The organism is Acidobacteriota bacterium (genome assembly GCA_021161905.1).
Taxonomy (GTDB): domain Bacteria; phylum Acidobacteriota; class B3-B38; order Guanabaribacteriales; family JAGGZT01; genus JAGGZT01.
Genome location: JAGGZT010000044.1, coordinates 1 through 10,745, shown reverse-complemented (window position 1 = coordinate 10,745; position 10,745 = coordinate 1). Strand labels below are relative to the sequence as shown.

Genomic DNA, 10,745 nt, shown 5'->3' with positions numbered 1-10,745 from the left:
TCTTTTATCATTGTGGTAAGTTGATCCTCTCCTTTATCACATAATAACTTTCCCCTTTGTGGTAAATCCGGATCAGGATCTCGGCAAGAACTCCGAGGAAAGGGAGGGCTATGCCGAGGATAAAACTACCTACGGAGAAGGCGAGGGCAAAGTTGGCTATCACTATTCCCTTTCTAAGGGAAACGAGGGGGAAGTAGATCCCAAGAAGTAAAATCGTGAGGCCAGTGAAGAGGAGCCCCGCCTTTCCGAAGAAATGCATTGGCTTGGTAAAATGCCGGGAAAAGAAGCGTAAGAAGAGAAGATCGACCAGCACCCGAAGGGTGCGGTCTATGCCGTATTTCGATTTTCCCCTGGTTCGAGGTTTATGGTGGACGGGAACCTCGGTAATCGTATCGGTAGCGGTGGCGGCGAATACGGGGATGAACCGATGCATCTCGCCATATAGGTTTATTCTTTCCACTACCTCTCTTGAGTAGAGCTTCAGGGTACAGCCGAAATCGTGAAGCCTTATCCCGGTTAGCTTTCGGATGAGCCAGTTAGCGATATATGAGGGAAGACGGCGGAGGAGCCATTTATCCTTCCTTTTCTCCCTTATTCCACTTACAAGTTGATATCCCTCTCGGTACTTCTCGATAAGAAGGGCGATATCAGCGGGATCGTATTGGAGATCACCATCCATCGCCACTATCACTTCACCTTTTGCGTTTTTCATCCCCGCGTCAAGGGCAGCGGTCTGTCCGTAGTTTCTTGTAAAACGGATTACCTTGAGGAAGGGATGTTTTTCCGCCTCTTTCTTCAGTTCAGCAAATGTTTCGTCTTTGCTCCCATCATCTACTGCAATCACCTCGAAGGAGAGATTGAGCCTCGGTAGCGTTTCCCTAAGTTCCTCGATCAGGGGAGCAACATTCTCCGCCTCGTTATAAAGAGGGATAATCACCGAAAGAAAGGGGTTTTTTTCCGTTTTACTCCTCATCTTCTTTTCCTCATTATTTATGATGGGGTATGAGGCAGATAAATTCGAGGGGTTCCTCTCCTACATTTACGAACTGATGGGGCTCGTTCGGGGGGACGAAGATGATCGTGCCCGGTCCTATTTCTTTTTCCCCATCCTTTCCCACTGCTTTTCCCTTTCCCTTGAGGACGAAGACCTCATGCTCCCAGGGGTGTTGATGGCTCGGGGTGTTTCCACCTGGTGCGACCTCGAATACCCGCATCGCGAAGTTCGGAGCCCCGTCCTCCTTTGTGATCACCCAACGGATGTGAACGCCGGATATCCCTTCACCTTTTACTTCTTCAGCCTTTATGTTCCGGTAATGTTCCACTTTCATTTTGACCTCCTTCTACCTCAATTTTTTTCCATTATAGGTTAGAATCGGCTCCCTGTAAATAATGGAAGTAATGTTGACTTAGCGATAGCGGGAGGGATATAATCGATTTGTAATAAACATTAAGGAGGGGAAAATGGGTAATAATGATTTTGCTAAAATAGTGGAAAAGATAGACGCTTCCGTTGATGCGATGATAAAGCTCCAGGGTGAGCTGACCGCTATTCCCGCTTTGGCTCCAGAAAACGGGGGAGAAGGGGAGTGGAAGAAGGCGAAGTTCATCCGTTCCTTCCTCGAGAACGAGCTTAAGGTGGATGAGATTTACGAGTATAACGCTCCTGACGATTCTGTTCCCGAAGGAACCCGTCCCAATATCGTCGCCAAGGTTAAGGGCAAAAGCAGTGAGCGGACCATCTGGATAATGAGCCATATGGATGTTGTTCCTCCTGGCGAGCTATCCTTATGGAAGTCAGATCCCTTCAAGATAAAGGTGGAGGGAGGAAAGATCTACGGACGTGGGGTTGAGGACAACCAGCAGGGGATGGTCTCCTCCTTCTTCGCCATTAAGGCTTTCCGCGATCTGGGGATACTCCCTGAATACGACACAGGGTTGGTCATCGTTTCCGATGAGGAAACAGGGAATACCAAAGGGATAGGCTATGTCCTTGAAAAGTGCCCCCATTTCAAGAAGAGCGATCTGATCATCGTCCCCGATGGTGGGAATGAGGAGGGAACGATGATCGAGGTGGCGGAGAAGTCCCTTCTCTGGCTGAAGTTCCGGACCGAGGGAAAACAAGCCCACGCCAGTATGCCCCATAAAGGTAGAAACAGCTTTAAGGCTGCTGCCCATCTCATCGTAAAGCTAAACTCCCTTTACAAACTCTTTCCCGATGAGGACCCACTCTTCGATCCTCCCTATTCCACCTTCGAGCCCACCAAGAAAGAGCCCAATGTGCCCAATGTGAACACCATTCCGGGTGATGATGTGTTCTACTTCGATTCCCGGGTGATGCCTAAATATAAGCTGGAGGATGTGGAGGCGAAGATAAGGGAGATGGCGAAGGAGGTAGAGAAGGAGTTCGAGGTGAAGATAGGTTTTGAGCGTCAATATTCGATCCAGGCGCCTGAGCCGACCCCAAGCGATGCCCCGGTGGTGCTTGCCCTGAAGAAGGCGGTTTCCGCGGTCTACAATAAGGAAGCAAAGCCGATGGGCATAGGCGGTGGCACGGTAGCCGCCTATTTCCGGATGAAAGGTTTCCCCGCTGCTGTCTGGGCACGGATGGATGAGACTGCTCACCAGCCCAATGAGTACTGCATCATCGAGAATATGGTGGGCGATGCCAAGGTATTTGCCCATGTAATGCTTCAGAAATAAAGAAGCATCGCCTATCAAATGCTTTCCCTGAGTAAAGGGAAAGCGTTTTTTTATCTCTCTTGTTTAGATAGATTGGCTTTTCAGTTTTTTCTTGATCTCTTCTATTTTGAGGGAGATCTGAGTGGATGAGCTTTCTTCTAAAAGGAGAACTTCATATTGAGCGAGGGCTTCTTTTAATTTACCCTTCATTTCATAGATTTTTCCGAGGAGGATCCTTAAGTCGGTTCTCGCTTTTTTCCTTTTGAGGGGGATGTTTTCTATCCCTCTTTCTGCCGCTTTTTCCGCTTTATCTAGGACCCCCTTTTCTAAGTAGGATTTTGTAAGGAGGATGATCCCCTGAGTGTATCGAGCACTTGTTTCCGGGATCGTTTCGAGTAGTTCTATTGCTTCGTCTATTTTTCCCGCCTCCCGGTAAGAACGGGCGAGGAGGAGTACGGTGTCGTAATCGTAGTTAACATCGAGGAACTTTTCGAGGTATGGGATCGCTTCGGTAAACCTCTTTCCTGTTGCCAGGGTGTATCCCGTAAGATAAAGCACGGGATAGTTCTTTGGGTCTAAGATAAGGGCTTTTTTAAAGAGCTCTACCGCCAGCTCTTTATCTCCATAGAGTGCTTCTTCGATGCCCTTCTCTGCCAGCCTCCGAGCGCGGTTTTTCTTATTTCCGAAATAAAAGAGAGCGCCAATGATAAAGGAGAGGGTTATGGTGAGGAATACATTGAATATGTTTATCAGGATGAAGAAAATGACGACAAAAACGAGGAGCGGACCATATCCTATAGGTGGTTTCGCCAACTTAAAGAGACGAGGCGAGGAAGGTTTTCCTTCCTCGCCTTCGATAACCCTATCCCCTGGTGATGGAGCGATTTTCTCCGAGGAGAGCCAGGGGAGAAAACTTACTCCCTTCTCTCCCCTTTCAAAACCACTCCCCCGTCCCACATTATATCTTGAGAGGTCTAACCCTTTTCTTTTAGGGGAGCGGTCTTTCTTCATTTAATCTCGTAAGAGAGGACTACCTTTGCTCCTGGTCCTCCATAGACGAAGATAGCGTATTCCCCCTGTGGGAGAACAAGTTTATCAAGGGGTCCGCCCATCTCTTTTGGCTTCTCGTCCCCTTTTTGTTTGAAGCAATAGATCACATTTCCTTTTGCATCTTCGATGCCGAACCCTTTCCACAAAGGAGGCTTTATCAATCCTTTCTCCGCCCAAGAACTGATCAATTCCTTTGCCTTTTTCTTCCATTCCTCAGGGGTTATTTTCTTTTCTTCCTTTAGCTTTTTGATCTCGACATAGTTGTATCCGTTGTTGAGCTCTACCAGCTTAAAGGAGGTAGCGGTCTTTAACTCCGGAACCTTTATGGTTCCTTTTTTGAGAAGACAGCTTTCATCGACCCAGGCTTTCACCAGATTCCCTTCTTCCTGTGCAAGAAGGAAGGATGCAATAACGATGGCAAAGAGAGTTAGAAATAACCAGTTAATCTTACCCTTCATCCCCTTTCTCCTTCTGTTTTTATCCATTTCCTTTCACCATCAGGGCTGGTTTTATTCTATTTGACCAACCCCAACCTGTCAAGAGGAAGAGGCAAACTCGATTTCCGCAAAATATGTGGAAAAGTCTGTGGAAAAATAGTCGGCCTTTCCCCTAACTTGCATTTAGATTTTGAATTATAGCCTCTTGCCCAAATTTTAGTCATCAATTAATGTGTTTACCTTCAACAAGTTACATCTACAGGTTCTCGAAGAATGGAGCAAGTTTATCCTTAGAGGGTGGAGAGGTGAGAAGACTAACCACGATTAGTGAGAGCAGGGAAACACCAAGAGCAGGGAATATGAGAGGGATACCGTAGGGTTCGCCGAGTATCTTGAGGACGAGGGCGATCAGTGTTCCTGATACAATGGAAGTTATTGCTCCAGCGGTGTTGGCGCGTTTCCAGGCGAGAGCGGCTATCAAGGCTGGCGTTATTGCTACTCCATAAATGGTGTAAGCGAAATAAGCCATCTCAAGTACTGAGGAGAGATAAACGGCGATGATGAGAGCTGATATGCCGAGAACGAGAACAACCAGTTTGGACAATAACACGATCTTCTTCTGTGAAGCTTTGGGGCTGATGAACCGTTGGTAGAGATCTCGAACCACGGTGGTGGTGGAGCTTAAGAGATAGTTATTGCCGGTAGATATAACCACAGCGCAAGCAGCTCCAAGGAGTAATATCCCGATTATCGCGGGTACCGCCTTAGCTGCTACTACGAGTATTACCGTATCCGGTCTCTTCAGATTAGGGAAAATACTGTGACCAAATATGGCTAAAGCCACCACCGCCGTTTCCACTACAATGGTACCAAATATCCAGAGGACGACCGATTGCCTTGCTGCTTTAGCGTCGCGAGCGGAATAGAATTTTTGATACATACTCTGAACGCCCAAAAGAAGCATAAAAGTGGAGAAGAAATACCCTAATGCCTTTAAAAGGGGATGTTCACCGAAGGAAGCGTTTACCACTGTAAAGTGTTCCGGAGGAAGTTTAGCAACGATCCCACTCCAGCCACCAGCAAGCTTATACACGAAGGGCAAAGCAAGCAGAGTAGCGGAGAGGATGACGATGCCGTTTGAAAGATCGGTATAAGCCACGGCGAGCATCCCAGCAAGAGCAGTGTAGAGGATTACGAAAACAGCGGTTATCAACTGTCCTTCCGCGGTTGAGATCTTGTCGTTAGTGACGATATTTAGGATATAACCTCCCGCCCGAAACTGATAGCTTACGATAGCAGTGAATGAGATGATGATGGCAACGGTTCCAAAGAGCCGAGCCCAACGGTTATATCTAACTTCGAGGATATCTCCGACGGTATATTGCCCGAACTTTCTAATCTTCCCTGAGAGGAAATAGATGATGAAGATCCCGAACCAGGCACCAGCGGGTAACCAGAGCGAAGACCACCCTGCCTTATAGGCGAATTCGGCGCCAGCGATGAAGGTGCCAGAACCGATCCAGGTGCAGATAAGGGTGAAAACCATCACCATCGGGGAGAGCTTTCTTCCAGCGACCATGAAGTCTTCCTGGGTCTTTACCTTCTTTGCTCGCCATATATTTATCCCGATCAGCACTACGAGGTAAGCCAAGATAAAGTAAAGGTAGTAAAGCATAGGGACCTCCTTGATTTTAAAGTATCTTTACTATTTCTTCTTGTTTTGGTCCGGTTACCTCTACCTTCATATCGTGGGTTATGGCGACATCGATCTCAGAGCGGACCCCGAACTCAGGAAGATAGATACCAGGCTCCACCGAGAAGATTATCCCCGGCATAAGCTTACGCTCATCCTTGCATTCGAGGTTGTCTATATTGACCCCGTTTCCATGAACCTCCCTTCCAATGCAATGCCCAGTTCTGTGGGTGAAGTATTTCCCATAGCCTTTTTCCTCAATGTAAGAACGGCAGGCAATATCAACCTCATAACCTTTGACCTCCTCTTTTTTTTCTATCTTCTCCTTTACGAATTCAACCGCCCGATCCCTTGCGTCACGCACGATCTCAAATATCTCCTGTTGCTTTTTTGGTATTTCCTCTCCGACATATCCGGTCCAGGTGATGTCGTAGTAGATGGAGTCATCTCTATTAAGGCGTGCCCAGATATCGAGGAGCACGAAATCCCCCTGCTTTATCTTCGCTGTATTTTCCGGAGTGGGTTCGAAATGTGGATCGCTTGCGTGTTCATTTACCGCTACTATTGGTTTGTCACCGTCAGAGGTCAGTCCCTCTTGCTTAAACTTCTCCAAGATGAACTCCTGGATGTCGACCTCAGTGAATTCTTCGCCCTTTTGTATCAATCTTCCGATCTCGGCAAAACTTTCATCCATAATTTTATGGATTTTTCTGCCCGCCTCCCTATGGCTATTCAGCCCTTCAGGTGAGACCACTGCTTCAAAAAGTTGCACCAGATCAGCCGAGGAGACCACCTCTTTGCCGAAGCTTTTCACCAGCTCCACTGTTCCTGCATCCACAAGGGAGATATAAGGGATGCTATTCAAAGGTGAATATTGCATTGCGATCCGTTTTGCATCTCCCAGGATCTCCTTAAGAAGCCGGTGTTGCTCCTCCCAAGGGAGGTAGATCTTCTTCTCCCCTGGAAGAGAATCGAGCATCGAGCGTTCTATGCTGTGGACCAATTTTTTTGGTTCCCCAGAGGCAGGGATGAAATAATACCATCTTCTGGTGACGAACTTCTTTGGGTCGAGCCCGAGGATGCGATAGGCTAATGGGTCTCGATGATGAAAATCATAAAAGAGCCAACCATCGACTCCATTATCCCTAATTGCCTTTTGGATTTTGTTGAGGTCCATTGCCCCCTCCTTGAGATTTGGATTAAAGAGGTCGTTCAAAAACAAATTAATGGCGGAACAACTAAATGATAGCATAAATAGCATTTCGAGAAAAAACATATTTTCCCGTTAATTGACAGGGGAAAGGCTTTTCTGATACCTTAAGAAAGGTATTTAGCCACAAGGAGGGAGAGATGGATGTTTTTGAGGCGATTAAAAAGAGGGAAAGCGTCCGGGAATATCTCCCAAAACCAGTAGAGGATGAAAAGATCATTAAGATCCTTGAGGCGGGAAGGCTTGCCCCCTCGGCGAGCAATCGGCAGGAGTGGCGCTATGTGGTGGTTCGGGATGAGGAAACGCGAAGGAAGTTGATGCGGGCGGCTAACAACCAGAATTTTGTTGCTGAAGCGCCGGTGGTGATCGCCTGCTGTGCCGAAACCGATAACCATGTGATGCGATGTGGTCAACTTTGCTATCCGATAGATGTAGCTATCTCCATAGACCATATGACTCTCGCTGCTGTTTCTTTAGGTTTGGGTACTTGCTGGATCGGTTCTTTTTATGAGGATCAGGTAAAGGAGATTCTTGGTATTCCCCCGGAGATAAGGGTGGTGGAACTGCTTGCCCTTGGGTATCCAAAGCGACTTCGGGGAGTAAAAAATAGGAAACCTCTTTCTGAGATAGTAATGTTTGAGAAATGGGGAAACAAGGGGGAGTTTGAAGGATGAAGAAGACATTATTTGTAAGCTTGATTATCCTTTTAATCGCTTTTTCGTCATTTCCAAGCGATAGTAAATTCAACCAATATTTTCTCAATAAGGCGATGCGGGTTGATATCTATCATGGAGGCACATCTAACTCAGAGTATTTCTTTCTCCATCAGGTTCGTGAGGAACCATATTATGCAGGAAGCAAAAAGAATCTGATAGATGACACCAATCTCGGGAACTATCTTTTCAAGGTTTACGATTTAAAAAGTGGTGAGCTCATCTACTCTCGGGGTTACTCCACCCTCTTTTATGAATGGCAGAGAACCGAGGAGGCTCAAGCTGGTGTCCTCCGTGCTTTTCATGAGAGTTTGGTCTTCCCTTATCCGAAAAGGAAGGTCAGATTAGTTATCGCCACCAGAGATGAGAAGAATAGATTTAGAGATCGCTATTCGGTGGTGATCGATCCCAACTCAGCTGATGTAAACCGGGAGCGCAGATATGCTCAGTTTAGGGTTTGGGATGTTGCGATAACAGGTCCCACCGATAAACGGGTCGACCTTCTCTTTATGGGCGATGGTTACACTGCCTCCGAGATCGCCAAGTTCCATAATGATGTAGAGCGGTTTGTCAAGTACCTTTTTTCTGCCTCTCCTTACGATAAATATCGTGATCATTTCAACATCCGTGCTATCGATGTCATCTCCCCAGAATCGGGACCTGATGAACCGAGAAAGGGCATCTTTCATAATACCGTTCTCGGTTGTTCCTTCAATACCTTCGGTATAGCTCGCTATATGACCTCCCCAGAGAACCGGGCGATCCGGGATATCGCTTCTAATGCCCCCTACGATCAGATAGTGATTCTTGTCAACACCAGGCGTTATGGTGGAGGGGGGATTTTCAACTTTTACTCCATCTTCGCTGCTGATACTACCCCTGGTGTGTTCATTCACGAATTGGGGCACGCCTTTGCCGGGCTTGCTGATGAGTATGACCTTGAGACTTATTCCGGTTTTTATCGCACCGATGTTGAGCCCTGGGAGCCAAACATCACCATCTGTACCGATCCCACTAAGCTTAAATGGCGGCGTTTCTTGACCCCTGGCATCCCCATTCCTACCCCTAACGACAAGAAATATCAGGGTATGGTAGGGCTGTTTGAAGGAGCGGGTTATCTAAAGCATGGAATGTATCGCCCCTATTATCTCTGCCGGATGAGAAGTACCAATGCTCCTGATTTCTGCCCCGTATGTAAAGCGGCGATAATAAGGATGATCAAGTTTCAATGTGGTGAGGAATGATGGGGGAGAGCGGATTAGGCTTTTCTTATTTGGTGGCGATCGCTATTGGCGGGGCTGTTTTTATCTCCCTTTTAATCATCTTCCTCAGGGGAAGAAAAGGTGAGGAGTACCAGGCGCTTTCTCTACTTCAACAACAGCTCGATAGCTTAAGAGAGCAGATGGGGAAGAGCCTTACCGAGCTTTCCACCACGGTTTCCCGGGAGCTCAAGGAGATAACCGGTCAGGTAGGTAACAGGCTTGATGAATCCACCAAGGTATTGGCAGATGTTAGCCGGCGGATGGGTGCCCTTACCGAGGCGACGGAGAAGATATACGATGTGGGCAAGAATATAAGCACTCTGGAGAAGATGCTCCGCGCCCCGAAATTCCGCGGAGGGTTGGGGGAGTTTCTCTTGGGTGAGCTTCTTTCTCAGATCCTCCCTCGGGATTACTACAAGGAACAGTACACCTTCAAGAATGGAGAAAAGGTAGATGCAGTGGTTTTTATCGGCAAGGGTATGGTCCCTATCGACTCTAAATTCCCTATGGAGAACTTTCGCCGGATCATCGAGTCCACCACTGACGAGGAGAAGAAAGAGGCGAGAAAGGCGTTCCTCCGCGATGTGAAGCGTCATATCGATTCTATATCGTCCAAATACATTCTTCCTGACGAGGGAACTTATGAATTCGCCTTGATGTATATTCCAGCAGAGAATGTCTATTATGAAACCATAATAAAGGATGAGGGAAAGGGAGAAGGGGTTTTCTCTTACGCTTTGAAGCGTAAGGTGATCCCTGTCTCCCCCAATACCTTCTACGCCTATCTCCAGACAATAGTTCTTGGTTTAAAGGGGCTTGAGATAGAAAAGAAGTCTAAGGAAATACTTACCCATCTCGCTCGGCTTCGGGGAGAGTTATCTCGATTTCGGGAGGAGTTCGATGTATTGGGACGCCATTTGACCAACTCCAAGAACAAGTACGACGAAGCAGCGCGGAGGCTTACCAGGATCGAGGATAGATTCACCACCGGCTTAACCGGAATAGAGACGGCAGGCGCCCTTCCCGAGGAAACGCCTCTCCTTCCCGGGATTGAGGAGGAGGAAGATAATCCGCCAGATAGATAAAAACATCCTTCTTTCTTTCCTCCTTTTGAGGAAAGGGATGTTTTCTACTTTGAAGGAGACCCGTCCCTATTTCACCTTGATGGGAATTGTTTTTCCCTTCGGTTTTTCCTCCTTGGGGAGGTTTATGGTAAGAATACCGTTTTTAAATTCCGCATCCACCTTATCTTCTTTCACCGGGAAGGGAAGTTCTATCTCCCGGTAGAAGCTTCCGTAGTTTACCTCGCAACAGTAAAAGGTGGCATCTTTGTGCTCTTCTTCTACCTTTCTTTCACCTTGTATGATTAAGGTGTTTTCCTTTAGTGATATCTTGATATCCTCTTTTCCCACTCCAGGAAGTTCTGCGCGGACAATGTATTTATCTTTCTTTTCCGCTACCTCGATAGGGGGAGCCCAAGACATTTCGTAAGGCTTCCCCTCTTTTACTGAGCTTCTTCCAAAGACTTCCTGAAAGATGTGCTCTATTTCTCGAGCAAAGGGCTCAACCGCCCAGAACCGGGAGAAGGTTGAAGGTCTCTTTTTTATAATCGCCATCTAAAACCTCCCTTTCATCATCTTATTTTCTATAACAGAGATTGATTTTTGTTTAATTATATCACAAATCATCTCCGTAGTTTGG

At 47.1% G+C, this 10,745-nt stretch carries 11 protein-coding genes; 4 read left to right on the top strand and 7 right to left on the bottom strand.

Features of this window, described 5'->3' with window-relative positions:
• Positions 1–7 precede the first annotated feature (7 nt).
• Complete coding sequence (locus J7L64_06090) at positions 8–973, bottom strand: glycosyltransferase family 2 protein (GenBank protein MCD6451912.1); 966 nt, start codon at positions 971–973, stop codon at positions 8–10.
• A gap of 13 nt (positions 974–986) precedes the next feature.
• Positions 987–1,328 carry a cupin domain-containing protein gene (locus J7L64_06085; protein ID MCD6451911.1) on the bottom strand — a complete coding sequence of 114 codons (342 nt, stop codon included), beginning with the start codon at positions 1,326–1,328 and terminating at the stop codon, positions 987–989.
• A 133-nt stretch (positions 1,329–1,461) separates the two neighbouring features.
• On the opposite strand from J7L64_06085, the gene J7L64_06080 reads away from it, so the two are divergent.
• Positions 1,462–2,700: a M20 family metallo-hydrolase gene (locus J7L64_06080; protein MCD6451910.1), complete on the top strand. Its 1,239-nt coding sequence runs from the start codon at positions 1,462–1,464 to the stop codon at positions 2,698–2,700.
• A gap of 63 nt (positions 2,701–2,763) precedes the next feature.
• On the opposite strand, the gene J7L64_06075 is transcribed toward J7L64_06080, so the two are convergent.
• From J7L64_06075 to J7L64_06060, 4 genes are all read right to left on the bottom strand, one after another.
• Positions 2,764–3,690 carry a tetratricopeptide repeat protein gene (locus tag J7L64_06075; GenBank protein MCD6451909.1) on the bottom strand — a complete coding sequence of 309 codons (927 nt, stop codon included), beginning with the start codon at positions 3,688–3,690 and terminating at the stop codon, positions 2,764–2,766.
• Positions 3,687–4,187 (bottom strand): hypothetical protein, encoded by a 501-nt coding sequence (locus J7L64_06070; protein ID MCD6451908.1) that lies wholly within the window; start codon positions 4,185–4,187, stop codon positions 3,687–3,689. The genes J7L64_06075 and J7L64_06070 overlap by 4 nt, the downstream gene beginning before the upstream one ends.
• Positions 4,188–4,422: 235 nt before the next feature.
• On the bottom strand, positions 4,423–5,841 hold the full coding sequence (locus tag J7L64_06065) for a sodium:solute symporter family protein (protein MCD6451907.1): 1,419 nt from the start codon (positions 5,839–5,841) through the stop codon (positions 4,423–4,425).
• Positions 5,842–5,857: 16 nt separating this feature from the next.
• On the bottom strand, positions 5,858–7,036 hold the full coding sequence (locus tag J7L64_06060; protein ID MCD6451906.1) for a M24 family metallopeptidase: 1,179 nt from the start codon (positions 7,034–7,036) through the stop codon (positions 5,858–5,860).
• A 173-nt stretch (positions 7,037–7,209) separates the two neighbouring features.
• Here J7L64_06060 and J7L64_06055 point away from each other — a divergent pair, with 173 nt between their 5' ends.
• From J7L64_06055 to J7L64_06045, 3 genes are read left to right on the top strand one after another with little or no spacing between them, the layout of a single operon-like run.
• Positions 7,210–7,743: a nitroreductase family protein gene (locus tag J7L64_06055; GenBank protein ID MCD6451905.1), complete on the top strand. Its 534-nt coding sequence runs from the start codon at positions 7,210–7,212 to the stop codon at positions 7,741–7,743.
• Positions 7,740–9,026, top strand: coding sequence for a peptidase M64 (locus J7L64_06050; protein MCD6451904.1), 1,287 nt, complete (start codon positions 7,740–7,742; stop codon positions 9,024–9,026). Before J7L64_06055 ends, J7L64_06050 begins: the two co-directional genes overlap by 4 nt.
• Positions 9,023–10,129 (top strand): DNA recombination protein RmuC, encoded by a 1,107-nt coding sequence (locus J7L64_06045; protein ID MCD6451903.1) that lies wholly within the window; start codon positions 9,023–9,025, stop codon positions 10,127–10,129. Before J7L64_06050 ends, J7L64_06045 begins: the two co-directional genes overlap by 4 nt.
• Positions 10,130–10,195: 66 nt before the next feature.
• Here J7L64_06045 and J7L64_06040 read toward each other — a convergent pair whose 3' ends face one another.
• Entirely contained in the window at positions 10,196–10,660 is a 465-nt protein-coding gene (locus tag J7L64_06040) for an Hsp20/alpha crystallin family protein (protein MCD6451902.1), read from the bottom strand.
• Positions 10,661–10,745: the final 85 nt, after the last annotated feature.